Genomic DNA, 26,436 nt, shown 5'->3' on the forward strand with positions numbered 1-26,436 from the left:
TGTAACGAATTTTATAACCATTCACAATAACGATTTTCTTCTATTATTATATATTACTGTGTTTATACTTATTTAGGTCTCGTATGCTATAATAACAATTATTTTCCAAACATCTTATAGAATAGCTAGGAAGGGGCTCACAGTTGAAGAAAAAAATGATTTATACCTTTATTGGTTCGCTTGTTCTTTATATAGCAATCATATCTTTTTGTATGTATCAAACTGCTCACAAGCCTGTTCCACAAAAAGCAGATTATGTGCTGATTTTAGGTTCTAAAGTAGATGGCGATCAAATGTCTCCTAGTTTAAAAGAACGAGTAAAGACGGCTCTATCTTATTTACAAGTACATCAACAAACAAAAGTTATCGTAACGGGCGGAAAAGGATCCGATGAAGAAATTTCTGAAGCAGAAGCAGCCTATCGTTTTCTGCGGAAAGAAGGAATTAAAAAGAATCGAATTATAAAAGAAGATCAGTCAACTTCTACTTTTGAGAATTTCACTTTCACTAAACAGAAAGTCGATATTCAACACAAAAAAGTCGTGCTTGTTAGCAGTGATTTTCATTTATTTCGCGCCTCTATTATTGCCGAACGTCAAGGTTTTGATGTTTATCCTTTAGGTGCAAAGACACCAAATTCAATTAAACTTCAAGCCTACTTTCGTGAGTATGTTGCTATATTAAAAACGTGGCTGTTTGATAAATAAATAGAGCCCACGTCTATATAAACGAAAAACACGGCATGAATTCATGCCGTGTTTTTTATTAATCATCTGTATCGATAACTGCTTTTGGTAAACCTGTATATTTCGCCCAGTAGAAAATACCGATTGAAACAAGAGCAATTAAAATTAAGTCAAGCGGGTTGCTTAGTACACCTTGTCCTCCACCAAATGAACCTAGGTAAGAAATAACAAGCATAATAATATAATAAGCAACTAGCCACCATGCAGATTTAAGCTGCTGTGCAAATTTTACAACGTCAGTTGGTACGTATTTTTTAAACGCTACGTAGATAACAACCATTAGAAGCTGTGATCCTAGCAGCCAAGAAATTGTCGTCCACCCTGACCAATACACGATGTATGAACAGAAGATAAATGAAACAGGAGCAATAACGCTCATACCTTTCAATTTAAAAGGCTTTTTAAGGTCTTTTGCATTTACTCTGAATGCAGCAGCAGAAATTGGCGCAATCGCATAAGACAGAATAAGTGCTACTGAACATACGTTTACTAGCGCTTCCCAAGAAGGAAATGGCAGTGTCCAGAATACAGACATTCCAAATGATAGCCATAGTGACGCACGCGGAATTCCTGTTTTCTTATCTACTTTTGAGAAGCCTTTAAATAGTGTTCCGTTACGAGACCAAGCATAAACTAGACGAGAAGTTGTATTCATAAAGATGTTCCCGTTACCGCCTGGTGATAAAATAGCATCAAAAATAACAAGCGTTACTAACCAGCCAAGGCCTAAAATAAGTGCAATATCTTTAAATGGTAAAGAGAATTGCTCTTGAATTGTTCCCCATCCTCCTGATAGCATATCAGCCGGGATGTTACCAATGAACAATACTTGCAGTGCTGTGTAAATAATCGCTGAAAGTACAATACAGATAATGAGCGCGATTGGAATATTACGCTGCGGGTTTTTAACTTCACTGGCTACAGAAACAATAGGGTGAAGTCCTAGGTAAGCAAACATAACGCCACCTGTTGAAATGGCTGCTTGGATACCATTAAAACCAAACGGAGCAAAATCGCCAGTTGTAAAGTTAGCAGATTTAAAGTGATAAGCCAACACGACGATAATTGTAAGAGGAACCGCATATTTGAACACAGATATAATAACATTTGACTTAGCAAATGCTTTTACACTTACGTAGTTAATGATAAAAAATAGCGTTAATAACGCAAACTGAAATAACCAGCCAATCGTAGTAGGCGATTCAGAACCATGTTTAGTTAGACCAGGAAGCCAAAAAGCAACATACTGACGTACAGCCGTTACCTCGATGGCAATCAAACTTGTGTAAGCAATAATGGTAATGAATGAAATTAAGTAACCCACTAAATGACCATGTGAGTAAACCGGATAACGGATAATCCCACCGGTACGCGGCAGAGCTGCTCCAAGTTCAGCATACACTAAACCGATAAGCAAAATAATGACTCCGCCAATCAGCCACGAAAAACTTCCGGCTGGCCCAGCCTTTGACGCTACGTTACTAACCGCAAATAACCAGGCGGAACCAAAAATAGCTCCCATCCCAATTAATGTTAAGTCAAGTAACGATATTGATTTTTTAAACTTTCCTTGATTTCCTTGATCAGACATAAAATCCTCCTTTAAAATTCCCACTCCACATACCTAACGCCCTTGCGTCCGATATGGGATTCTTTACATCCTCCTCCTCTTACTAAGACCTCACAAGTGGATATGTTAACAAATATTCTCTAAAAAACCAAGTCAAAAACTTTATTTTTTTGTAAAACATCGTTGAATTGTTTATGTATAACGCACAAATTCCACAGAAGATTTGAGGACTACTACCCTTATTTAACCGCATTGTTCTCAGTTTAAACATAAAAGAATATTCAAACTATTTATCATAAAAAAAGGGGCTGAGACATAACAAAATCAACCGCTAGAAGCAGCTACATACGTAAAACCTAAGCTTACCCTATTTAATGAAAAAATCCGAACGATTCATCGTTCGGATCTTCCTTCAACTAAAATACTTTTGTCCCAGTTTCTTTTTCTGGTTATTTAAATACTTTTACGCGTTCACTTAGCGGTTGAAATTCTTTTTCTCCCGCTGGCGCCACAGGATTACCAAATGGCATTTGGGCAATCAGCTTCCATGAACTTGGAATATTCCAAGCTGCTTTTACTTCATCGTCAATTAATGGATTGTAATGCTGTAATGTTGCTCCTAGGCCTTCGAGCTCAAGCGCTGTCCAGATCACATGCTGCAGCATGCCTGATGATTGGTTAGACCAAACCGGGAAATTTTCGCTGTAAGATGCAAACTGCTTTTGTAACCCTTCAATTACTTCTTGATCTTCAAAGAAAAGAACTGTTCCATAGCCGCTTCCGAATAAGTTCATTTTTTGATCCGTATCTGCAAAATTTTCAGCGGGGACAATTTTACGAAGTGTTTCCCTCGTAATATTCCATACTTTATCATGCTGTTCGCCAAATAAAACGACTACGCGTGCGCTTTGGGAATTAAATGATGAAGGAGTATGTTTCACCGCAAAGTTAATAATTTCTTCAACTTTTTCTTCTGATATTTTTACATTTTTATCAATTGCATAAATAGAACGCCGGTTTTTAATTGCTTCATAAAAATCTTTTCCAGCCTGTTGCTGATCACTTGATTTATCAAATAATTTATCTAAAAAACCCATTTTCCCCACTCCTAATTGTTTGTGTTTTTTTAAAGCTTAAATTATATGCTTATACCCTTCCCCCTGATAAAAGGAGATAAACAAGATATAATGAATTCTTATATCTCTAATTCGAGATATTAAACTAAAAAAATATTAATTGAAATTTAATTACTTTATGTAACTTACTTTACAATGATTATTTTATTATGTCAAGAAAAAAATTATTATCTTTTTCTTTTCTTGATCATATGAAAAAAGACTGCTAAATACGGCAGTCTTTTTTCGTAGATGCTTAATGTTCATAAATCATCTTTCGCGTCATTCCCCCGTCTACTACGAGGTTAGCTCCTGTTACAAAATCATTTTCCGCATTTGTTAAGTACATACACGCTCTTGAGATATCGGCTGGCGTTCCCACCCGATTAGACGGATGCTGCGTATGATCGATTTCACGAAGGCCATCATAGTCAGATGTCTCAATCCATCCTGGAGAAATAGCATTTACTGTGACGTTGTCATCACCAAGTGAAATGGCAAGTGCATGAGTTAAAGCAACGATTCCTCCTTTTGTAGCGGCATAGGCTTCTGTGTGAGGTTCAGACATTGTAGCTCTCGTAGAAGCTAAGTTTACAATGGAGCCTCCGCTCTCGTTTTTTCTCATCACCTTAGCTGCTTCGCGAGAGCATAGAAACACGCTGCGCAGGTTCGTATTGATAATATCATCCCACTCATCAATGGTTAGCTCATACGGTGATTTCCAGCGGGAAACGCCTGCATTATTAATCAAAATATGTATCGTTCCATACGTACTGACCGTTTTTTCAACGAGATTTAAAATGTCGCCTTCTTTTCGGACGTCTGTTTTGACAAAAATGGCTTCTCCGCCTTGTCTTTGAATAGCTTCTGCGTGACGCTCTCCTTCGGTTTCGTCCACATCTGCCAATACCACTTTTGCTCCTTGTTTAGCGTATGCGCGGGATACATCTTTTCCTATTCCATTTGCAGCTCCGGTAACAACTACAACTAGCTCTTTAAACGACATATCATCTCCTCCTTATACGCTTTATTCACTTTTTTCTTCGTCTTTAAACAAGTGATTCGTGACGAAAAGAGCAAACGTTTCAGCTGTTAACTTGCATCCAGAAGCTTTGGGGTGACCTCCTCCTCCGAGGTGTCCAACAATTTCTGCTAAGTTGATTTCGTCTTTTACTGCACGGAAGCCAATTTTCTGGCGTCCCATATCCACCATAACGGAAAAGTCGATATCTTCATTTTCTAGACACAGTGCATTTCCTAACTCAGACTGATATGTATCTGCAAAGACAATGCCTGCGTTGTACGCTGTTTTATCAATTTCAACACTTTCTTTTATGATTTGTTTTTGTTTGTCATAAATGTATTTTTCAATCTTTTTTTCTTCTGCTTCTAGTAAAATTTCGTGTTTGTCCGTAAACGTAAATTCTTGATTTTCAGTATGATACGATTCACGAAGCGTTTCTAGAATGGTCTCTTTAAATTCTTCATGCGGGATTAGGTAATATAGGTGATTAAGGCGCTTTGCTTTCAAGTTATTTTCATGGAACCAGTCCCATGTATCAAATAAGCGCACAAGCTCTACATATTCATCAAGCAACTCCGTTTTTTGAAGCATATTGTGGCGCACTAAGTAGTCGTAGAAAAGAGATGTAGCTGCCGTCTTTTTACCGTTTTCATCTTCCGCAATAACATGAACCCAATCATATTTCTCAGCTAGTGGGAGAGCAGAGATATGATGGTCAATAAGAGTGATTTGCTGGCCCTTTTTTACAAGTTCATTTAATTTTTCCGCTACTTCCTCATTTACGCTAATATCCGTTATGTATAAAGCTGTGTCTCCATCGTTTTCTTCTTCAATAAAATGCGTCACTGTGTCATTGATGCGGCCAATGCTTACCGTGCTGTAATCAAAGTTGTCGTCGCCAAACGCTAACCTACCCAACAGTGCTGGACTTACCCCGTCTAAATCGTTATGTGAAATTAATTTTATTTTTGTCATCAATCAAAACTCCTTTATTTTCAGTCGCCTTAGTATATGTACCGGCTTGTATATTATAGCAATTTCAACATAAAAATGCTGTTATTTACTTTGAAGCAAAGTAATATATTCTCAATGAACAAAAGTGAAGTAAACGTTCAGACTGGGATTTACTTGCATCAAAAGAAATTGAGACATAACTACATCAATACAATCTAAAGACGAACAATGAAATAAATGAGCTAGTGTGGATCACTTGTTACAACGCCGTTGATTTCCGTGCCAGGCTTCGCTTTCCGAGGGCGGCCGGTGAGCCTCCTCGTCGCCTACGCTCCTGCGAGGTCTCAACTGTTTTCCCGCAGGAGTCTTCGCCTTGCCCTCCAATCAACAGCTAGAAGCACTAGAAGCGACTACATACACGAAACATACACTCACCTATACCAATGAAAAAATCCGAACGAATGTGATTCTCCATCAAGAATCTTGATTCATCGTTCGGATTTTCTTTTAAATAACCTGCTTTTGTGCTAGCCTCTTTCCACTTACTCTAAATTGCTGTGCTGCTTAAACGCCTGTTCATGATCCGTGTGGTTCAAATTCCCGTATTCCAAGCAAATGGTATCAAATACAACGTGAGCACATTGATCAAATAATGAGCCCAAAGGCTGAATAGAAGCTGCTTCATTTTCACTTCGGTATTTGGTTGCAGCGGGAATGTGCAGCAGCTCATCAGTATGAGCAGTTAATGGTGATTTTGTACTAGCTGAAATGCCGATAACTGAACATCCTACTTCTTTGGCTTTTTTAGCTACACTCACCACTTGCTGTGTTTTTCCTGAACCAGATACGGCCACCAACACGTCACCTGCTGCAATCGAAGGAGTAATGGTCTCCCCTACAACATATACTGTCGCACCTAAATGCATCAGTCTCATCGCAAATGATTTGCCCATTAACCCAGAGCGACCTTCGCCTATAACAAAAATTCGTTTCGCTTGGTAAAGTGAAAACGCTACTTCTTCTATTTGCGGTTCTTTTATGTGATTCATTACGGCCGTAATTTCATGTAAAATCGTTTGTGTTTTTGTCATTATACGTTCCCCCTGCTCATAAATAAGTCTTGAAATTCAGCAGATGCCTTTGCCACATCCGCACTTTTTGTAATCGCTGATCCAATAATCGCGACGTCCGCTTTCATTTGAAGTAATGATGCTGCTGAGGCTGGATTAATTCCTCCTGCCACTGCTATTTGGGCATCTGAATGAAAATACTGCCGCAAATTTATTTGACTCAGTGATTTTCCTTCTTTTTCTTGCTCGTCTTTGCTGATATGATGGCAGAAAATAGCGTTATTATAAATACTTACTTGCTTTTGTAAGCTGCTTGACGTATTTAATAAATCAACCATCATTTTTTTATTCCATTTCTCGCTGACATTTGCACACGTCTCTATCGTTGGTAAAGGTGATACGCCCATTACTGTTGCTACATCTGCCCCTGCTTGGTAGCACATTGTAAACTCATACTCTGCGTTATCAATCGTTTTGATATCTGCTACAATCGTCTTGTGCGGAAATGCCTGTTTGATTTTATAAATGCTTTCAATTCCATACTCTTTTATAAGAGATGTACCTACTTCAATCCAATCAACAGAGGGTTCTGCCAGCTTGGCAAGTATAATAGCTTCTTCAATTGTGACGCGATCTAATGCTAATTGTATCTTCATATTTCTTCTCCTCACTTTCTACTAAACCGGTTTAGTAATAGCGTAAAAAAACAATATCTTGATGGGCTAAAAAGAGCACGCCATAGGCGCTCTTTTTAGCTTAATGCGACAAAGTTGTTTCTCGAATAATCAATTCACACTCATACTGGTACTCTTCATAAGCTATCTTTTCTTTCAAAATTTGTTTAACAAGTAAATCTGCTGCTTTTGTTCCCATGTCAAAAGCAGGCTGCGAAATGGTGGTAACGGCAGGCGTTGCTACATCTGCGTAAGGAATATTATCATAAACAATTAAAGATAAATCATTTGGGATATTAAATCCGTGTTGTTTAATAAATTTCTGCACTTCAATGAACACTAAATCGTTTCCAGCAAGCAGCGCTGTCGGCGGATTATCGGCTGCAAATAGCTTCTCCAGCGCTTTTTGCATGTCCGCTTTTTTGCAGTTAATAATCATGGATTCATTTACAGGCATATTGGCTGATGTTAACGCTTCTTTGTACCCTTCTACACGTTCAATCCGGGGTGTAATAGTTAATGGTTCTGTAATAATCGCTATATGCTTATGTCCAAGCTCGAGCAGATGCAAAATAGCCTGTTTTGTGGCTTTTTGGTTGTTCGCCACTACGGATGGAATTTTTCCTTTTACATCATGAATTTTACGATCCATAATAACAACCGGATATTCTTCTTTGATCATCTGTTCATAAAGAGAAGTATTGGCCCCCGTTGGAAATAAAATAAGGCCATCTACTTGCTTTGCTTTTAACATATTGATATATTTCTTTTCCTTCTCAGGATCATCATCTGCGTTACAGATAATGGCATGTATATCTTGTGAATGGCAATAGTCCTCAATTGCGCGAATGACTTCAGTAGAAAATCTGTGCATAATATTCGCGACAATAATCCCAATCATCGACGTTCGCTTTTGTTTTAAGCTCCGTGCTAGGTAGTTGGGCTGATAGCCGAGTGTATCAATCGCTTCTTTAATTTTTTTTCGTGTCTCTTCGCCCATATATTCATACCGCTTGTTAATGTATTGTGATACGGTGCTTTTGGAGACATTTGCTGCTTTTGCAACGTCCAGCATAGTAACTTTTTGCATCATAATCCGTCCTTTTCATTCAATCCCTAAAATTATGCTACTCCTAGTGTAAACGAAAAAAACGAAAAAGGAAAAGCCTTCTTGCTAGCAGAAGGCTTTATTTATTAAGCGTACGCAAGCCTAGCTTCTTGAATTTCATGAGTAAAACGCTTCGCTTCCTTTGTTACTTGAAGTAAGTATTCAGGAGTTGGAAGCTGCTTTCCATCCACTAATGTGCTTCCTGCTCCAATAGCAGCTGCTCCAGCTTTAATATAAGCTCCTGCATTTTCAGCCGTAATGCCGCCTGTTGGCATTAATGGAATATGAGGAAGCGGTCCTGCTATATTTTTAAAATAGGCGGGACCTACTACGCTTGCCGGGAAGACTTTAATCATATCTGCACCGCATTCATAGGCTGTTAAAATTTCAGTGGGTGTAAAAGCGCCCGGAACGCTAATGACTCCGTATCTTTTAGCCGTTTTAATTGTTCGTTCATTAACCGTAGGAGAAAAAATAAATGACGCTCCCGCCATAATAGCAATTCGTGCTGTTTCTTCGTCTAGAACAGTTCCTGCTCCAATAAACATCGAGTCGTCAAATTCATTTTTTAACTCTTTAATAACCTCTACGGCAGCAGGGTTTTCCATTGTAATTTCTAGGTTTGTTACTCCGCCTTCTTTTAACGCGTAGGCAAGCGGAATAATTCGCTCAGCACTTGCTCCTCGAATGACCGCTACAATACCGCTACTTGTAATTTTCTCAATATGCATGTGAATTCTCCTTTTCTATCGTTACATTAAGCCGTTGTTTCGACTGGCTTCACACTTTGAACTTCTCTTGGCTTTTTCGTTGCGACAATGGTTAGAACTGCAGCAAGGAATAATGATCCAGCCATAAAGATATATGAAGCGCCAAATCCTCCTGTTGATCCATTTAAAAATCCTACAATATAAGAACCGGCAAATGAACCAAGTGCGCCCATACTATTAATTAAAGCCATTGCTCCACCGGCAACATTACGTGGTAAAATTTCAGGAATAATCGCAAAGAACGGTCCGTACGGAGCGTACATCGTTCCTCCGGCGATAACGAGTAAGGTAAAAGAAAGCCAGAAGTTGCTTGTGCCAACTAAATAAGATCCGTAAAAAGCAAGCGCTCCTACTAATAAGAACGGCCATACAAATGCGCTGCGTTTTAAAAACTTATCTGACAGATATGAAACCGCTAACATTAATACAACTGCTAATACGTAAGGAACGGACGCTAACCACCCTGTCTTCACTATACTCATGTTAGGCGCTGCTTTAATAATAGACGGCAACCACATAACAAATCCGTAGACGCCGATACTCCATAAAGCATATTGAATGCTTAATAAAATGACAGTACGATTTTTGAAAGCTTCTTTATAGCCTTTAACAGGTTTGATTCCTTCTTGTTCTTTTTGCAGCGCATCGTGTAAATCTGCTTTTTCTTTTTTCGACAGCCACCCTGCATCTTTTGGCTCATCGTTTACTAGTTTCCACCATAAAAATGCCCAAATAACAGCTGGAAAACCTTCTAAAATAAACATCCATCTCCAGCCAAACGATTCTAGCAAATACCCAGAAACAATAGACATCCAAAGAACGGTTGCGGGGTTTCCTAAAATTAAAAATGTGTTGGCTCTAGAACGTTCTGCTTTTGTAAACCAGTGGCTTAAAAACACGAGCATAGCAGGCATAACGGCACTTTCGACTACTCCTAAAGCAAATCGAATAACAAACAAAAATCCGACGTGGCTTACCATACCCGTAGCTGTAGCAAGTGCTCCCCATAAAATCAGAGACCAAAAAATCAGCTTTTTGGCGCTTTTATTTTCAGCATAGTGAGCGCCTGGAATTTGGAAAAAGAAATAACCTAAGAAAAAGAGCGATCCTAATAAAGACGAAATACCTGGCGTAATATGAAGATCTTCTGCCAGCCCTGCCGCTGCTCCAAACCCATAGTTTGCACGGTCTAAATATGCAAGGCTATACGTAATAAATACGATAGGAATTAACCGAAGCCATCTTTTTTTTGCTAGCTGCTGTTTCATTATCACTTCACTCCTTGTTTTTGGGATTCCATATATCTTTGCAACTGCTGTTCAGTTGGATATCCGTCGTTATCTCCAGGGCTTTGTACAGCTAATGACCCAATGGCATTTGCTCTCCTTACAGATTGAGTAAGAGAATCATTTTGAAGAAGTCCGCTTAACAGTCCTACTGCAAAACCGTCTCCTGCTCCGACTGTATCCACTATTTGTTTCACTTGTATTCCTTCAACCATTCCTTGCTCTTTAGCCGTCTTAAAAAAGGCTCCTTGTTCACCTAGTTTAATAACGACAACCTCTACGCCTGCATCTAAATAGTAAGAAGCAATGTCTTCCGGATTTTCGTAGCCGGTTAAGATTTTTCCTTCTTCAATACCCGGCAGAACGTAGTTTGCTTGTTTAGCAGCTTCATTGATTGTAATAACCATTTCTTCTTTCGATGTCCAAAGAGTGGGTCTCAGGTTTGGGTCAAAGGAAACAGTCCTTCCAGCTGCTTTCATCGATGTAAGTGCATGTAGAGCAAAATCGCGCATACTTGCTGACACAGCAAGCGGTATGCCTGTCATATGCATATGTTTTGCCGCTAAAAAATAGTTTCTATTAAAATCGCTGGAGTGCAAGTGACTGGCTGCTGAATTTTTTCGGAAGTAACAAACTTCCGGATCTCCCACTTCCACTTTTGATTTAATTTGAAAGCCTGTTGCATGTTCGCTATCTACTAGTACACAATCGGTGTTGACTGACTCCTCTTGTAGCCGTTTCATAATAAACGTACCGAAAGGATCGTTGCCGACTTTGCTCACCCAGCCTGCGCGCAGACCGAGACGAGCGAGACCAATTGCTACATTTGTTTCTGCCCCGGCCAGTTCTTTCGTATAATGCTTAATCTCATGCAGCGGTCCTGGTTGTTGTGCCATGAACATCGCCATTGCTTCTCCGAAGGTAATAACGTCTAATGAATTCATTGAACTTCCTCCTGTTCTGCTGCTTGCACCAATGAAATGAAGCCGAGGATTTGTTCGGGTTCATCGATTGGAAACTCTAAAGCTTTAAAAATCGAATGAGAAAACCCTTTCAAAATATCTTTCCACATTTCATTTGAATCGTTTGATATAGCGGTTGTCACTAGCTTTCCGCTGTTTTTTATTACGTGTTTAATATGAATATAGCCCACAAATGACCTTAGCTTTTTGATTGCTTCCTGAGGTTGTTCATGTACATAAAGCCAATTACCAATATCAAACGTCATGGAAACAGGAACTTCGTAAGCGTTATCAAAAAATGCGTGCAGAGATGCTATGTTGCCTCCGTGACTGGTTTGATCGTTTTCTACAAATAGACGTAAAGCTGGAAATGCCTCTAATAGCTGCTGTAAATCTGCCATAGGCGATTGGGGCTGATAAAAACCAAGAGAAACTTTTACCCACTGAGCGCCAAGTGATACGGCTTCTTCAAGAATAGATTTTAATTCTTGTTTGTTTAACTCTCCATTTTCTTTCCACAGTTCAATTGGAGCCGAATATACTGTAAAAAGCGGATATTTTTTTAATTCTTCGGCAATAAGCTCAATCTCTTGATCTACTTTTTTCATTAACTCTCTTCGAATTTCCACTCCATGTACTTGCTGCTCATGTATTTTCCCAATTATGGTGTGCTGAAAGCCTGTTGTTTCAAATGCATTTAACGGGATAATGATACTATTCATAAATCGACCTACCTTTCTTATTATACTAACTAACCACTTACTAAACCGGTTTAGTAAATCGATTTATCTAAATTATAAGACTATTGAAAGCGCTTTTCAAGCTTTTTTTATAAATTATAAAAAAAAGAAACAACACAGCTTTATGCCGTGTTGTTTCTTAGTGATCATCTGTGCTTTTTACTAGATTGCGATCTTGCTGGTAAATATCATAAATTAAAAAGCTAAAGCCATAGTACAAGACCATGATGACAACTGACTTCGTCATGATAAATAAAGCGCCTAGCCCGATACCAACTAACAGCGTCTGGACACTTAAACGGTCACGCTGGAAAGCTAGCTGTGATAGGAAATAACCAATACCAATTAAGACGGCCAATACCCATGTGTTTTCAATGGCTAATATATAGTGACTATATAAATAAAAGCTAGGAAAATAGACGGTGCTTTCTACGAAGCTGGAAATACCGCTGTATGCAAGCCACCACTTTTGCTCTCTTTCCGTTTTAGGAACGGTTGCCTCAATTGACGTGGGCATTTCCTGTTCCACAAAAACCGTTTCTCCATGATCTTTCATCCATTGAAGCATAATGGAAAGAATGATAAAGCCTGCAAAGATTAAAAGCAGCAAATATTCAATCCACGCTGGATACGGAGCCGTGCGGTGAATCGTATCGAGATATACTCCCTGTAATCCTAACATAGAAATTGGAACCCCATGGTATACCATCACCGCAATATAAAATAGTAAAATTAGCACATAAAAAAAGAACTGTTCTTTGTAGTAGCGAATTTTTTTGCCTTCTGAAGCAATTCGCTTAACAGTCACGCTTTCCAAGTACGGACGGATAATGCTTATGATAATAATAAGACACGTAAATACAATCATATAGTTATGTAATCACCTTTTCAACTTCGTTATGTAACATGTTTTTCATCTTTTCCATCCGTAAGAACAGTAGGTTAACAGCCTCTGCACTTTCTTATAGTACCAAAAAACTAAACTTTTTGACAATCCTGATTTATCAATTAGGAAGATGAAATAAGCATAGCTACATTGATGCCGCTAATCGTGACCATAGGAGACCCTCCTCCAGGGTGAGTCGTTCCTCCTACAAAATATAAGTTTTTAACATCTTTTGAGACGTTACTTGGGCGAAGAAAACTATCCATTTTCCGGTTTGAACTCACGCCGTACAAAGCGCCTTTAAATGCACCAAACGTTTGTTCAATTTCATATGGAGTAACAATTCGTTCATGTACGAGCGAAGGCTCGATATCTAAACCAAACTGAGAAAGCTTGCGATAGACAACTTCTCTGTAAGCTTTCATTTCTTCTTGATTCTCTTCTTTCACAGCAGGAGCATTCACTAAAATAAATAAATTATCACCCGGAGCTACCGTGTTATCGGTATATGAAGAATTACAAATGTAGATGGTGGGATCGGTTGGAAGCGTTTTTTGCTGAAATAGCTCATAGAATTCCTGTTTATAATCCTGAGAAAAATACACTTGATGATGAATCAGCTGAGGAAAGCGCTTCTTAACAGCTGCCATGATCACATAAGCTGATATGGAAGGCTCAAATTCAGCTGCTTTTTTGTTTTTAAAATGAGGTCTATGCTGTTCTTTTACGAGTGCCGGATAGGCTTTTAGCAAGTCCCCGTTCACAATAACGATATCCGCGTCTATCTTTTCTTCTCCATTTACTTCCACTCCGACAGCCCGTTTATTTTTTACTACTATTTCAGTAACGCTGCAGTTTGTATACAGCTTTCCTCCAGCTTTTTGGAACACATGGCCCAATCCTTTTGCAATTCTAGGATTTCCTCCTTTTACATAGTACACCCCATCATTCATTTCTAAATGTCCAATCAGTGAAAACGTAGCGGGTGATGTATAAGGTGAAGATCCGATATAGGTTGCATATCGATTAAATGCATTTCGAATGTTTTCGTTTCGAAAAAAGCGCTGATGAAACGTATCTACTGTTTCAAACGGCCTTACTTGCAGCAATGCTTTTAATAATGAAGGGTTTGTGTAATCTTTCCACGATGAAAATGTCCGGTAGAAAAATTGACTTTTTGCAATGTCGTATATTCTTTTTACTTCTTTTAAATAGGCAGGGTATTGCTCCGCAGCAAAGGGATCGAGACGTTCAAGCTGCTGAATCATTTTTCTTTCATCTATAGACATGGAAAATTGTGAGCCGTCGGTGAAGAAATTATTCGTATGATGCGTTAGTTTGACAAGAGGCATATAGTCTTCTGGACGTTCACCCGCTTGCTCAAATAACCACTGAAAAACTTCTGGCATTGTAATGGTATTAGGCCCAAAATCAAAAGAATATTCTCCTAGCTGCACAGGCATCATTTTTCCGCCTACATGCTCGTTTTTTTCCACAATTGTGACATCGAACCCTTTTGTTTGAAGAAGAACTCCTGCAGCTAATCCGCCTAATCCTGCCCCAACTATTAGTACTTTTTTCATTGATAATGCCTTCCTTTCCATTCATATCCCTGCTTTTTTCGTTCACGCTTCATGGAATGATTCATCAGCAGCATCAGCACAATTGCCGACGCCGGCATAGTACAAAACAAAAGCCCTTTTTGCTGAGCCGACCGGTCAATTAAAAACCGCTGAAAAAGCATAATGCAAAAAGGAAGAATCCAAAGCATGTTGCCTGTGAATATTCCTGCTATAAAAAAAGGAAGCGGCAGCACATAGTAACAGGCAAAAAAAACGCTTAGTACCCAAACTGCTTTAGCGGAGCGGCCCAGACCTACAAAGATGTTTTTAGCAAAACCGTTCCATACTTCTTCTGTTGTTTCATACATATAACAGCTAACATAAGAGGTAATATTAGCTAAAATGACGCGGTGTTTCTTTTGCTTAAAAAGCTGGGCTAGGTGGACATCTTCTACTAGTGAAGATTTGACGGCTTCATGTCCTCCTACGGCCTCGTAAGCTTCTTTTTTTATAAACATAAAAGCACCGTGAGCCGCTGAAGCTTTGCTCATCTTGTTACGATTAGCTACGACAACCGGTAAATAACTAAAAACAACCACATGCTGAAGCGGAACAACCAATGCTTCTAACCACGTTTTTACGGGAAAACGAGGGAAACCTGTTAAAAGAGCGGCCTTTGTCGCTTGTGCTGTGGCTAAAGTATGTTCTAGTGTACGTTCTTTTAGTTCTACATCTGCATCTACAAACAATAAATAGTCTCCATTTGCAGCTTGCGACAGCTGGTGACAGGCATGAACTTTTCCGACCCACCCTTCTTTCAGCTCTTTTCCTTCTATGATGGTAAACCTCGGATCCCCGTGAATTTCTTTCAACAGCTGTGTTCGTGTTTGATCTGTGGACTGATCGTCTAGTATGACACATTCTAGATTGCTATACGTTAATCCTTTAATAGAGGAAATGATTCGCTTTACATTTCGTTCTTCATTTCGCATTGGAATTAAAATAGAAATGAGAGCCTGAGGTGTTTTGGAATCCGGCTCGTATCTTTTTAATTTAGGCATTGCTTGAATATTTACAATGGTTAGAAGCAGCATAAAAATAAATAAAAGCATATAGTAAATCATTATTTCACCTTCGCTTTCCACCACGTTAACCATTCACTAAGCGTCTTTTTTCCTTTTAGTAAAACCGTAAATTCCTCATCGTTTTCTTGAATTATTTTCTGTTTTTGATGATCGAGCTGAGTAGTGACTGCACCGCCTAGCGTGTTGGTTATCTCTTCTCTTGCCTTAGCTGAGTCGTAAAAAACAGCTTGCCCTATCCAGATAAAAAGCTCCGGTCGCTGATCATGGCGAAACGTATAATAATACGTAATGGGAATAACTTCAACGTCAGAATGCTTCTTTAGAAGAAAAGCAGGTCCTTCAGAAAAAGTTAACGGTCTTTTCTCAAGATGCTCTTCTTTTCCTTGAGGAAAAATAAGCACCGCTTTTTTCTCTTCTAACAGCTTACTGGCAAACCTTAACGATTCCACCGTGTGCTTCGGAGACGCTGCATTTACTGAAAAAGCCCCGATTCGTTGAAAAAAAGGAAAATCCTTCATTCCTTGTTCGGACATCATAGCGTATAGATCTGTTTTTAATACCGCGTTATTTAAATAAAATGTCACTAAACCGTCCCACCAGCTGGAATGATTAGCAATTAATAAGGTTTTTTTATCTTTCGGGAGCCCTTCTATATGTAAATGAATACGATAAAATTGCTTTTTAAGCTGATATGTGACAAACAGTTGAAAAAATCGCTCAAATATTGAGTTTTTCTTCGGGTAAATCATAAGCGAGTCTCCTTTTTATACACAATATAAAGAATAAGAAAAGGAATCATCGTCAGCCATACGACAAGCCATAGGCCATTTGCTAACGCTACAATCACAAACATCATGACAACTGCACCATACAAAAATACCATTCTTCTTTCCCACACCGGATTTTCCTCTTTAGGAGACTTAGCTAAAAAGAAATATACGAACAGCTGAATGAAGAAAGACAATAAAAACCAGCCGGAGAAATTAGATAAAGGAATATTATAATAAAAGCTATCCCCTTCCCACACCCAATATTGTTTAACAACATAGGCAACAGGATCAATAGCCAAATCCATAATAACAGCAAAAAGCGAACTAATGACTGCATAGGCAATTCCATGGACAATAAACGGCAGTTCCATACGTTTTATAATTCCGAGAGCTAATATTCTGCTTGTAATCACAACCATAAACCAAGCCGAACCAATGGTTAGAGGAACCCCTAAAATTTTGGCGCCAAAATCTTTTTCATAATCGTAGGATCCAAATAAAAATCCATACTTAACACCTAGACTTTCGATATAAATAGATGCGCCTGTCACAAATATCGCAACGAGCAGTGCCCGCCTTACCCCATAAGCTTTAGCTAGATAAATAACAGCAAGAAGACTGCTCAAGTGTAAAAAGACCGCGTTTGCCCATTCTAACCATGAAGGCAGCAAATCGAAGGAAAGCAAGACGACTCCGCATACGTACCAGATAAGAAAAAAACGATAAATACCATTTGTGATCATCCTCTATCCACCTTCCCTCCAGCTTCTTTTTGTCAAAGTGCTATTATATAAGCTTGTACACATTCTCTCCATTTTCAATGTGCTCTTTTTTATGAGTAGTTTGCGCTCTCTTAAAGTTATGTAAAAACAGCCACTGTTAGTACGTTCCCTAAATAAGAGACTTTATTACTTATTTATAAACAAAAATAAAATAAACGTCCATTAAAATCTACGGATGTATAGATTGTAATGACGTTTATTTTTTCTTATGTATATACACTTCTAATAGCTTTTTGACAATGAGTCCGACAACAAGTCCGGGTATAACAGACAGCATAGGAAGCCAAATTGGTCCTATAAAAACACCGTTGATGGTTGTTACTGAGGAATACATAATCCCTACTGTAACAAAATAAGCACAGGAGACAAAAGGAATAAATGTAAATCTCGATGCGCCGTTTTCTGCTTCTTTAACAGCATCCCAAATTGCAAAAAAATACAAACATGGATAAAACATTAACCACTGCATGTTCATTACCTCTAGGGACTGCCTTGTTTCTCCTAAAAAGCTTAAGCGAATGCCTTCATTAAAATTTGCGCCCATATTAATGAGAAATTCAAGTAAAATAAACAAAATTCCTTTTATATGTTTTTTGTTTAGTAATTGTCCAAAGCCCGGCAACGCAATGCTCCATAAAAGAGCTTCTAGTCTAGTCACGTTCTATCCTAACATTTTGACGTATAAAAGAACTCCACAGCATGATATCAGTAGAAATTTTGTCCATAGTTATCAACCTCACAATAATTTACTCATAGTTTCTGTAAATGTAAAATTTTTATACTACATCTCCTTTAATATTTGTAACTTATTGTAAATTGATAAATAGTTTAGCTATTCGACCAGACATTTTTGTTTAGAATTTTCTGTTTATTAAAACAAAAGCGTACGATATACTAGTTTTATACTTACGAAAGGATGAGAAAGCTGACATGGAAACAAGTTTTTTTTCAATTTTAATACTAGGTTTTTTTTTAGGAATCAAGCATGCTCTAGAACCAGATCATATTATCGCTGTATCAACCATTGCTTCAAAAAGTAAAAAGCTGTGGCGCTCTTCGCTTGCAGGAGTATACTGGGGGATTGGCCATACGCTTACGCTGTTTATTTTTGGCATGATTTTAATGGTGTTAAAAAGCAGTATTTCTGAACGTATGAGCATGTCACTTGAATTTTTAGTGGGCATTATGCTCGTTTACCTCGGTTTTACATCGTTTCTGTCTTACAAAAAACAAGTACATACGCATCATGAAAAAACGTCTTACTTAAAGTCATTAGGCATTGGCTTTGTTCATGGACTGGCCGGAAGCGCAGCGATGGTTGTATTAACGATGAGCACCGTTACTCACGTATGGCAAGGTGCTCTGTACATTATCATTTTTGGAATCGGCACTTGTCTTGGCATGCTGTTATTTACAACGATTATTGGGATTCCATTCGTTACAACTAAAAAACAAGTGACGTTAAACCGCTGCTTGATGCAGGTAACAGGCGCTGTCAGCATTATATTTGGCCTTTATTATATGTATAATTTAGGTGTAAGCGACGGATTGTTTAGTCTGTGGTTCTAAAAGCGAATGAGACATAACGAAAACAATTCAATCTAAAGATGAATAAGTAGGATAAATGATCTGGACTGCTTGTTCCACAGCTGTTGATTTCTGTGCAAGACGTCGCTTTGCCCTTTAATCAACGGCTAGAAGAAACTACATACAGGAAACCTACGTTCACCCTACCAATAAAAAAATCCGAACGAATTTGACCATTAAGAATCTAGCTCGTTCGGATCTTCCTTCAACTACAATACTTTTGTCCCAGCCTCTTTAATACTTACGCAAAAGTGATACTTCAGCTTTTAGTAGATGCTGTCGGAACAATCCGTATACTTTAGCGATTATGTCTTCAACTTCTTGTGTACTAGCAGCTAATATTCGAATAGCACATCCGGGGATCGGAAGTGCGGAAGCTCCTACTTTACAGCCTGCCTCTTCGCACAGCTGATGTACTTTCGCTATAAATGCGTCGTCGGCGTTTGGATGAACAATGATAATCGATCCAAAATGAGTATATCCTTCCATTTTCATCATGCCGCGCAAATGGCTTTCTGGCTTCAAGTATAAGTGATCGTATACCTTCAGCTGCTTGTTTACATACAGTTTAAGCTTGGAACGCATAGAGGTATACTGAAACAGCTGCCCATCCGGCGACCACCCCGGGGTGATGCTGTCACACATAAACAAAGCAGCGTTTTGTGCCATATGAACCGTTATTTCTTGGACAAATGCAGCATTTTCATACAAAATAAGCGGGTCTGGTATATATTCCATGATGGCTTGTTCTTCAAGGGTTATACACGTTTCTTGTAAAACAGCTTCGTTCGGTGTTTTGTACACCTTTGTCGCAGATTGAGTAGTAGCCGTCAGCTGGGCATTTTTCTCTACCGTTATCATCGTTTTATACTTGTCTCCGCTCACGTATCCTCCGCCTACGTGCAGCATATAAACAAAAGGTGATTCAGGAGTCATGTAAATAGGTCTGGCAACTTTGAAAGCCCCGTAATGATAAGTATCTTTAATAACGGTTCGCTCACTGTTTCTTTCTGCTCGAAGCTCTAAATAACCCGTGTAGCTCATGATTCAAGGCCGATTAAAAAGGCCTCTTTTTTAATCCATTCTATCACTTGGTCGAGCCCTTTATCTTCTTTTAAATTGGTGAAAACAAAAGGCTTGTGCCCTCTCGCTTGAATTGTATCTTTTTCCATTACTTCTAAACTAGCTCCTACATACGGGGCTAAATCTGTTTTGTTGATAATGAATAAATCAGATTTAATCATTCCTTGACCGCCTTTACGCGGGATTTTTTCCCCTTGTGCTACGTCGATGATATAAATCGAAAAATCAACGAGCTCTGGGCTAAACGTTGCGGCTAAATTATCTCCTCCGCTTTCTACAAAAATAAGTTCAACATCGGGGTGACGTTCCACTAACTCATCGATCGCAGCAAAGTTCATAGATGCATCTTCTCGAATAGCCGTATGAGGACATCCTCCTGTTTCTACTCCTACGATACGATTTTCTGGCAAAATACTGTTTTTTACTAAAAATTGTGCATCTTCTTTTGTATAAATATCGTTTGTAATGACTGCCATGCTTAGCTGTCCTTCTAGTGCACGCGTTAATCGTTCTACTAACATTGTTTTCCCTGCACCAACAGGTCCACCAATTCCAATTTTAATTGCATCCATTTTTTACGCCTTCATCGTTAGAAGGCCTTCCCTCCTTTTTTATGACATGAACAATCGGACATGCAATTGTTCATGCTGCATTTGAGCGATTTCTAACCCTGGTGTCACGGCACCAAATTCCTCTTGATCCGCTTGTAAAATATGATGAAGTGCTTGCTGCAGCAGCGGTTGAAAAAGAACGAGCGTTTTTTGCCCATCCGTTTGACCGATCGGTATGCCGCGAACAGCATTTTGAATTAACGAAGAAATGCTAGCGTACAGGTGACTTAAAATTGCGTCTTCTTTTGTGATATTTAACTGCAGGCTGGCTAACGCAAATACAACAGCAGGATGTCCATACGCCTTCTTTGCTTTTACCTCACTCATATACTTTTCCAAATAAGAGCCTTGAAATAACTCTAAGCAAAGTTTTAACATGCGCTGGCCCACGCGTCTTGTCCCTTCTCTTGTTTCTTTTGACAAAGCAAGAGCGTATAATTCATGATCCACTCTCATAATTTCGTTAAACTGGTCATGAGCAGCATACTCATAAGCCAGTCTGCATGCTAAGCCGTCCGTATACGTCAGCTGAACATCAAGGTATGTACGAAGCGCTTCTTGAAAGGTTTCTGTGTTGTGAATTTGATCTCGCTGAATATACGTTTCAAAGCCAAACGAATGTGAAAATGCACCGGATGGAAAATTTGAATCACATAGTTGAATCAGCGAAAGCAATGAATTAGTCATGACTGTGTCCGATATGCTTAAAAGCTTGTTTTACTTTTCTTTTTTCGCGCTTATAGGGAATATCAAGCTGCTGGAGCAATTCTTCGACTAAATAATCGTACTGTACGAGCATGTCTCCACCTTCAAACTGCGCGGGCAAATGTCGGTTGCCAAGCTGATGAGCAATTTCTCCCATCTGCTGAATATCAATGGGCTGAATCGTCAAAATATCGTCTGCCAGCACCTGCACGACAATCATATTGCTTTCATCCATAAATAGCACGTCGCCATCAGCGAGCTCGCGATTTTCTTTTAGACGGATTCCTAGTTCCTTACCGTGATCTGTTACAACGCGCTGAACGCGTTTTACTAAGTGATCACTTTCGATATATACCTTTTCTATGTGCGGAGATTGTTTTTCTAATGTTGCCATATTTCCGATAATTTTTTCGATGACCATTTTTTTCACCTCAAAATAAAAAGTATCGCTGCGCCATAGGCACAACTTCTGCTGCTTCACATGTAATCATTTGTCCATCTACTTTTACTTCGTACGTTTGGGGATCAACTTCAATTTTAGGCATTTCCCCGTTTAACTTCATATCTGTTTTTTTTAATTGACGAATATTTTTGACCGGTTTAAGCAGCTTTTGCAACCCCAGTTTCTCGCCCACTCTGTTCTCGTACGCTGCTTTTGACACAAACGTAAGAGACGTTTTAGCTCGTGCTTTTCCATAAGAAGCAAACATCGGACGGTATAAAATCGGCTGCGGGGTCGGAATTGAAGCGTTAGGATCTCCCATTAAGCTGTGAGCAATAAGTCCGCCTTTTACAATCAAGTCAGGCTTTATTCCAAAAAACGCTGGCTCCCATAGGACTAAGTCAGCCATTTTCCCTGTTTCTACCGATCCTACGTATTCGGAAATTCCATGAGCAATAGCTGGATTAATCGTATATTTAGCTACATAGCGTTTGACACGTGCGTTATCGCCGGCTTCGCTGTCACCTTTAAGTTTTCCTCGTTGCTTTTTCATTTTATCAGCTGTTTGCCACGTTCTTGTAATCACTTCTCCTACACGTCCCATTGCTTGAGAATCTGAAGAAATCATACTGAATACACCTAAGTCGTGTAAAATATCTTCAGCTGCAATCGTTTCTTTTCGAATGCGAGAATCAGCAAAAGCGATGTCTTCTGGTACAGAGGGATCAAGATGATGACATACCATGAGCATATCTAAATGTTCTTCAAGCGTGTTGACAGTATAGGGTCTTGTTGGATTGGTTGATGATGGAAGCACGTTTGGAAAGCTTGCCATTTCCATAATATCAGGTGCATGTCCGCCTCCGGCTCCTTCAGTATGATAGGTATGGATGACTCGATCGCCAATCGCTGCAATCGTATCTTCGACAAAGCCGCCTTCATTTAAAGTATCTGTATGAATCGCAATTTGAACATCGTACTCGTCTGCTACCTGTAAGCTTGTGTCGATGGCAGATGCCGTGGTTCCCCAGTCTTCATGAAGCTTTAGTCCAATCGCTCCAGCTTCAATTTGCTCAATTAAAGGCTCTTTGGCACTTGCATTCCCTTTTCCTAAAAAGCCAATATTCATTGGAAATGCTTCAGCAGCTTCAAGCATTCGTTCAATATGCCAAGCTCCGGGTGTACAAGTTGTAGCTTTTGATCCTGTAGCCGGTCCTGTTCCTCCTCCAATCATTGTTGTAACTCCAGAGGCAAGAGCAGTTTCAATTTGCTGCGGACAAATGAAATGAATATGTGCATCAATACCGCCGGCGGTTAAAATTTTCCCTTCAGCTGCAATCACTTCTGTACTCGCACCAATGATGATGTCTACTTCATCCATCAACAGGGGATTGCCCGCTTTTCCGATGGTTTGAATGAGTCCATCTTTTATTCCAATATCTGCTTTATATATGCCTGTATAATCAACAATAATGGCATTTGTCAACACTAAGTCCGCTGCTTCGCTTCGTGTTGCAAGAGGATGCTGCCCCATTCCGTCACGAATGACTTTTCCTCCGCCGAACTTTACTTCATCTCCGTACGTGGTGAAGTCTTTTTCAATTTCAATAAATAGCTCTGTGTCTGCTAAACGAACAGCATCTCCAACGGTTGGTCCAAACATATCTGCATACTGACGTCGCGACATTTGAAAACTCATCTCATATATCTTCCTTTCTATCAGAAACCGATCTGTTTGTTTTATTGTTAAGACCGTAGATTTCTCTTGTTCCGGAGAAAGCAACGAGATCCACTTCTTTTGCATCACCTGGTTCAAAACGAACGGCTGTACCAGCTGGAATATTTAAATGATAGCCAAGCGAAGCTTCGCGGGGGAATTCGAGCGCAGCATTCACTTCAAAAAAATGAAAGTGTGACCCTACTTGAACAGGTCGATCGCCTCTGTTGATTACAGTCACGCTAATCGATTTCTTTCCGTTATTACATGTGATTGGGTCTTTTTTTAAGAAATATTCCCCTGGAATCATATCTTTCCCTCCTCTTAACGAATTGGATCGTGCACAGTGACGAGCTTGGTTCCGTCTGGAAAGGTAGCTTCTACTTGAATATCATGAATCATTTCCGGAATACCTTCCATTACATCTTCTCGTTTTAAAATCTTGGTGCCTTCTCGCATTAGCTGTGCTACCGTCTTGCCATCACGAGCTCCTTCTATAATTTCATATGTAATGATAGCTACTGCTTCGGGATAGTTAAGTTTTAATCCCCTTGTCTGACGGCGTCTTGCTAAGTCTGCAGCTACGACAATCATTAATTTTTCTTGTTCTCTCGACGTAAGTTTCAATGAAAGCTTCCTTTCTGCTAATCTATTTTCTAATTAACATCAAATGTGACATTTTCTAACGCAAATACACAACTAATTATAGTAAATTTTCTGACAAAAAACAAAGGATTTATCTCTTCCGATAAAAAAAGATGAGCATTTTTGCTCACCTTTTACTCTTCTGAAATCGCTTGTGTTTTCCATTTCTGCAGGTGTTTCCAGCCCAAACCTTCAGCTAGCTGACGTTTTGCATAGTCTACTCCTTTTTCAATAGAAGCTTCATAGCCAAATAGATAATAGCGCAAGCCAGCGTTTAATACTACTTGATTATAGACGTAAGTCAGTTCGGAAGAAGATTCACCCTCCAGAATGCGCGTCACATATTCCGCTTGTTTTTCAACACTTATTTTCTTTTCAAAGTGCTCTTCTTCCACAAACAGTCCGTATTCTTTTGGATTGACAATAAACGACTCCATCTCTCCTTCTGAGATAGTAAAAACAAAGCTGCTTCTATGTACAGGTACATCTTCAGATCCTTCTATACCTTGCACCACGTATACATGTTTAAACGGGAGCGAAGCAAAAATGGGCACAATTTTGTTAATGGCTGTGCGGTGAAAAGCGCCCATCATTAAAGAAGAAGCATTTGATAAATTTAGTAGTTTTTCAACCGTATTAATTAGTGTTCTTACGCCAATTTCATGACGAACTTGTTTGATGCGGCTAAGAGGATAAGAGATTGTTTCGGCATTTACAAAACCAATTTTTAACGTTTCAAACGCATGACCGATGTCTTCAATCGTTTGAGCTTGAGGGATCTGTAATGAATGAAGTACATCTTCTATCGTTGTTCCAAACTTTGGGGGAAGCGCTTCTGTACAATGTAAAAAAGCAGGGACCCCCCTTTCAGCTAATAAAATCGATACAGGAATGGTCGCAAAAAATGAATTTCTCCCTGCATAAGGGCTTGCAAAATCAATTGATTTATCTTTTAACGGCTGAGGTAGGGGTATTTCTTTTGTTTTTTCACGAAAAGCATGAACGAATCCCAATAGTTCATCTGCATTTTCAGTTTTAATACGTTCCGCGATAAAAAAAGCAGCGATCTGAGCATCCGTAGCTTGTCCAGAAGCGATTAAGCGAGCTGCTTCTTTTGCTTGTTCATACGTTAAGTCAGTTGATCCTCTTTTTCCGCGCGCTATTTCTTTGATAAATTGCTGCATATCGTACACTTCCTTTTTAACTGAATATTTGTACATTGTATCACATATTTTCTTTGTTCCTTAGATTATCTTCTATCAGGTACGCAAACTGCTAAAAAATATGAAATTAAAGGAAAAGTACTAGTTCTTTTATAATCTAATATAGTATAATCTATCTGCTATACTATTATTTGGATATTTGGAGGGCATTACAAATGAAAAAAGAGAAACTACTTGTACCATTTATAGCAGCATCCGTTTTAGTAGGAGCATCAGTGACAACGCCTGTTTTTAGTCACTCTGCTTATGCTGCTTCTTCTGTCAGCGTTTATCAAAAAGACGTTAATTCACTAGCAGATTATTACGCACCATTTTATAAAACCGTAGAAAAAAAGCTAAAAGAAATTGAAGGAATAAAAGATGATGAAAAAGCTTTAGCGGCATATGATCAGCTTGCGGATCAAATTGACCAGTTTCTAACAAAGACTGATAAAAATTACGCGATGAATCACCTTAATTCAGAAGCTGATCAGCTTCAAGGGTATTTATATGACAGCTTAATTGCTCTTTACAATTACATTGTGGATCTTGAAGACTATGCGTATGGAGATGTAAGTGACGCGGAATTTAATAAGATCTCTGCAAATTTTGAAAAAGAAATCAACGCATACAATACGCAATTTCAGCAAAAAGCGAAGAGCTATAAAACGAAGCGAAAAGTAACGTTTAACGCAAATATGAGTTATTTGCTTGATGAAGATATTCAACCTTCACCAACAGCTCCATCTACACCGGCTGATAGCAATGGCACCTACACGGTGAAAAAAGGAGACACGCTGACAGCAGTCGCTAAAAAGTACGGCATGACGGTAGCTGAATTAAAAAAATTAAACAATTTAAAAACAGATTCGCTAAAAGTCGGACAAGTGCTGAAAGTGAAAAGTGCAAGCGCACCTTCGCCGGCTCCAGCACCTCAAACTTCTGTTAGTGCAAAACAGCAGCAAATTGTATCGTATGCCAAAACGCTAATTGGAAAGCCATATAAATATGGAGGCACGACACCAAAAGGTTTTGATGTATCAGGGTACACACAGTATGTATATAAAAACGCGGGTTCAAATATTTCTATCCCCCGTACAGTAGCAGATCAGTATAAAAGCGGCACGGACGTAAAGCAAAACAGCCTGCAGGCTGGAGATTTAGTTTTCTTTAAAAACGGCAAATCCGTTTCAGTCGTAGGAATTTACCTAGACAAACAAGAATTCATTTATGTCAGCAGCAAAGGCGTTAAAACGCAATCACTTTCAACAGCTTACTGGAAAAACAGCTATGCGGGAGCAAAGCGTATTATAAAGTAAAAAGAGGTGCCATAAGGCACC

29 protein-coding genes are annotated in these 26,436 nt (G+C 39.0%); 3 read left to right on the forward strand and 26 right to left on the reverse strand.

Translation table 11 applies throughout. The features are described from left to right. The first annotated feature begins 143 nt into the window (after positions 1-143). Positions 144-707 (forward strand): YdcF family protein, encoded by a 564-nt coding sequence (locus tag LIS78_RS15375; RefSeq protein ID WP_252283950.1) that lies wholly within the window; start codon positions 144-146, stop codon positions 705-707. A 58-nt stretch (positions 708-765) separates the two neighbouring features. On the opposite strand, the gene LIS78_RS15380 is transcribed toward LIS78_RS15375, so the two are convergent. The 18 genes from LIS78_RS15380 to LIS78_RS15460 all read right to left on the reverse strand — a co-directional run bounded on the left by LIS78_RS15380 (position 766) and on the right by LIS78_RS15460 (position 17,762). After that, positions 766-2,337 (reverse strand): APC family permease, encoded by a 1,572-nt coding sequence (locus LIS78_RS15380; RefSeq protein ID WP_195782811.1) that lies wholly within the window; start codon positions 2,335-2,337, stop codon positions 766-768. A gap of 428 nt (positions 2,338-2,765) precedes the next feature. After that, positions 2,766-3,413: a nitroreductase family protein gene (locus tag LIS78_RS15385; RefSeq protein ID WP_209150025.1), complete on the reverse strand. Its 648-nt coding sequence runs from the start codon at positions 3,411-3,413 to the stop codon at positions 2,766-2,768. A gap of 274 nt (positions 3,414-3,687) precedes the next feature. Beyond that, positions 3,688-4,437 (reverse strand): SDR family oxidoreductase, encoded by a 750-nt coding sequence (locus LIS78_RS15390; protein ID WP_252283952.1) that lies wholly within the window; start codon positions 4,435-4,437, stop codon positions 3,688-3,690. Positions 4,438-4,458: 21 nt separating this feature from the next. After that, entirely contained in the window at positions 4,459-5,430 is a 972-nt protein-coding gene (locus tag LIS78_RS15395; RefSeq protein WP_195782808.1) for a DHH family phosphoesterase, read from the reverse strand. Between the two features lie 238 nt (positions 5,431-5,668). Then, entirely contained in the window at positions 5,669-5,797 is a 129-nt protein-coding gene (locus tag LIS78_RS31425) for a hypothetical protein (protein WP_280640288.1), read from the reverse strand. A gap of 154 nt (positions 5,798-5,951) precedes the next feature. Continuing rightward, the gene (gene hxlB / locus LIS78_RS15400; protein WP_252283953.1) at positions 5,952-6,500 is read right to left on the reverse strand and encodes a 6-phospho-3-hexuloisomerase; all 549 of its coding nucleotides are present in this window, start codon (positions 6,498-6,500) and stop codon (positions 5,952-5,954) included. Next, a complete protein-coding gene (gene hxlA, locus LIS78_RS15405; RefSeq protein ID WP_195782806.1) occupies positions 6,500-7,135 on the reverse strand; it encodes a 3-hexulose-6-phosphate synthase in 636 nt (211 codons plus the stop codon). The genes hxlB and hxlA overlap by 1 nt, the downstream gene beginning before the upstream one ends. Positions 7,136-7,235: 100 nt before the next feature. Next, positions 7,236-8,246 (reverse strand): LacI family DNA-binding transcriptional regulator, encoded by a 1,011-nt coding sequence (locus tag LIS78_RS15410; protein WP_209150028.1) that lies wholly within the window; start codon positions 8,244-8,246, stop codon positions 7,236-7,238. A gap of 101 nt (positions 8,247-8,347) precedes the next feature. Then, positions 8,348-8,992: a bifunctional 4-hydroxy-2-oxoglutarate aldolase/2-dehydro-3-deoxy-phosphogluconate aldolase gene (locus LIS78_RS15415; protein ID WP_209150029.1), complete on the reverse strand. Its 645-nt coding sequence runs from the start codon at positions 8,990-8,992 to the stop codon at positions 8,348-8,350. A 26-nt stretch (positions 8,993-9,018) separates the two neighbouring features. Then, on the reverse strand, positions 9,019-10,299 hold the full coding sequence (locus LIS78_RS15420; RefSeq protein WP_195782803.1) for an MFS transporter: 1,281 nt from the start codon (positions 10,297-10,299) through the stop codon (positions 9,019-9,021). A gap of 2 nt (positions 10,300-10,301) precedes the next feature. Beyond that, complete coding sequence (locus LIS78_RS15425; RefSeq protein ID WP_195782802.1) at positions 10,302-11,261, reverse strand: sugar kinase; 960 nt, start codon at positions 11,259-11,261, stop codon at positions 10,302-10,304. After that, positions 11,258-12,001, reverse strand: a complete 744-nt coding sequence (locus LIS78_RS15430; protein WP_209150030.1) for a sugar phosphate isomerase/epimerase family protein — start codon at positions 11,999-12,001, stop codon at positions 11,258-11,260. The genes LIS78_RS15425 and LIS78_RS15430 overlap by 4 nt, the downstream gene beginning before the upstream one ends. Before the next feature lie 157 nt (positions 12,002-12,158). After that, a complete protein-coding gene (locus LIS78_RS15435) occupies positions 12,159-12,887 on the reverse strand; it encodes a hypothetical protein (RefSeq protein WP_116071407.1) in 729 nt (242 codons plus the stop codon). Between the two features lie 140 nt (positions 12,888-13,027). Beyond that, a complete protein-coding gene (locus tag LIS78_RS15440; protein WP_252283954.1) occupies positions 13,028-14,488 on the reverse strand; it encodes a phytoene desaturase family protein in 1,461 nt (486 codons plus the stop codon). After that, a complete protein-coding gene (locus tag LIS78_RS15445; RefSeq protein ID WP_245210595.1) occupies positions 14,485-15,624 on the reverse strand; it encodes a glycosyltransferase family 2 protein in 1,140 nt (379 codons plus the stop codon). Before LIS78_RS15445 ends, LIS78_RS15440 begins: the two co-directional genes overlap by 4 nt. Further along, positions 15,591-16,301 (reverse strand): lysophospholipid acyltransferase family protein, encoded by a 711-nt coding sequence (locus tag LIS78_RS15450; protein ID WP_209150032.1) that lies wholly within the window; start codon positions 16,299-16,301, stop codon positions 15,591-15,593. Before LIS78_RS15450 ends, LIS78_RS15445 begins: the two co-directional genes overlap by 34 nt. After that, positions 16,298-17,065 carry a carotenoid biosynthesis protein gene (locus LIS78_RS15455; RefSeq protein ID WP_209150033.1) on the reverse strand — a complete coding sequence of 256 codons (768 nt, stop codon included), beginning with the start codon at positions 17,063-17,065 and terminating at the stop codon, positions 16,298-16,300. The genes LIS78_RS15450 and LIS78_RS15455 overlap by 4 nt, the downstream gene beginning before the upstream one ends. 235 nt (positions 17,066-17,300) lie before the next feature. After that, positions 17,301-17,762: a hypothetical protein gene (locus tag LIS78_RS15460; protein WP_252283955.1), complete on the reverse strand. Its 462-nt coding sequence runs from the start codon at positions 17,760-17,762 to the stop codon at positions 17,301-17,303. A 272-nt stretch (positions 17,763-18,034) separates the two neighbouring features. Here LIS78_RS15460 and LIS78_RS15465 point away from each other — a divergent pair, with 272 nt between their 5' ends. Continuing rightward, positions 18,035-18,673, forward strand: a complete 639-nt coding sequence (locus LIS78_RS15465; protein WP_195782796.1) for a HoxN/HupN/NixA family nickel/cobalt transporter — start codon at positions 18,035-18,037, stop codon at positions 18,671-18,673. Between the two features lie 252 nt (positions 18,674-18,925). Here the strand turns inward: LIS78_RS15465 and LIS78_RS15470 are convergent, their stop codons facing one another. From LIS78_RS15470 to LIS78_RS15505, 8 genes are all read right to left on the reverse strand, one after another. Then, positions 18,926-19,735, reverse strand: a complete 810-nt coding sequence (locus LIS78_RS15470) for an urease accessory protein UreD (protein ID WP_195782795.1) — start codon at positions 19,733-19,735, stop codon at positions 18,926-18,928. After that, positions 19,732-20,346, reverse strand: a complete 615-nt coding sequence (ureG, locus tag LIS78_RS15475) for an urease accessory protein UreG (protein ID WP_195782794.1) — start codon at positions 20,344-20,346, stop codon at positions 19,732-19,734. Before ureG ends, LIS78_RS15470 begins: the two co-directional genes overlap by 4 nt. A gap of 39 nt (positions 20,347-20,385) precedes the next feature. Further along, the gene (locus LIS78_RS15480) at positions 20,386-21,072 is read right to left on the reverse strand and encodes an urease accessory protein UreF (RefSeq protein ID WP_209150034.1); all 687 of its coding nucleotides are present in this window, start codon (positions 21,070-21,072) and stop codon (positions 20,386-20,388) included. After that, positions 21,065-21,511: an urease accessory protein UreE gene (gene ureE / locus LIS78_RS15485; RefSeq protein ID WP_195782792.1), complete on the reverse strand. Its 447-nt coding sequence runs from the start codon at positions 21,509-21,511 to the stop codon at positions 21,065-21,067. Before ureE ends, LIS78_RS15480 begins: the two co-directional genes overlap by 8 nt. A 10-nt stretch (positions 21,512-21,521) precedes the next feature. Next, positions 21,522-23,231: an urease subunit alpha gene (gene ureC / locus LIS78_RS15490; protein WP_209150035.1), complete on the reverse strand. Its 1,710-nt coding sequence runs from the start codon at positions 23,229-23,231 to the stop codon at positions 21,522-21,524. Between the two features lies 1 nt (position 23,232). Next, the gene (locus LIS78_RS15495; RefSeq protein WP_195782790.1) at positions 23,233-23,559 is read right to left on the reverse strand and encodes an urease subunit beta; all 327 of its coding nucleotides are present in this window, start codon (positions 23,557-23,559) and stop codon (positions 23,233-23,235) included. Positions 23,560-23,573: 14 nt separating this feature from the next. Next, positions 23,574-23,876, reverse strand: a complete 303-nt coding sequence (locus tag LIS78_RS15500) for an urease subunit gamma (protein WP_252283957.1) — start codon at positions 23,874-23,876, stop codon at positions 23,574-23,576. A 152-nt stretch (positions 23,877-24,028) separates the two neighbouring features. After that, on the reverse strand, positions 24,029-25,078 hold the full coding sequence (locus LIS78_RS15505; protein WP_252283958.1) for an anthranilate phosphoribosyltransferase: 1,050 nt from the start codon (positions 25,076-25,078) through the stop codon (positions 24,029-24,031). A 194-nt stretch (positions 25,079-25,272) separates the two neighbouring features. On the opposite strand from LIS78_RS15505, the gene LIS78_RS15510 reads away from it, so the two are divergent. Next, positions 25,273-26,415 (forward strand): C40 family peptidase, encoded by a 1,143-nt coding sequence (locus LIS78_RS15510; protein ID WP_195782788.1) that lies wholly within the window; start codon positions 25,273-25,275, stop codon positions 26,413-26,415. The last annotated feature ends 21 nt before the right edge of the window (positions 26,416-26,436 follow it).

Origin of the sequence: Priestia megaterium (assembly GCF_023824195.1) — a bacterium.
Lineage (GTDB): Bacteria > Bacillota > Bacilli > Bacillales > Bacillaceae_H > Priestia > Priestia megaterium_D.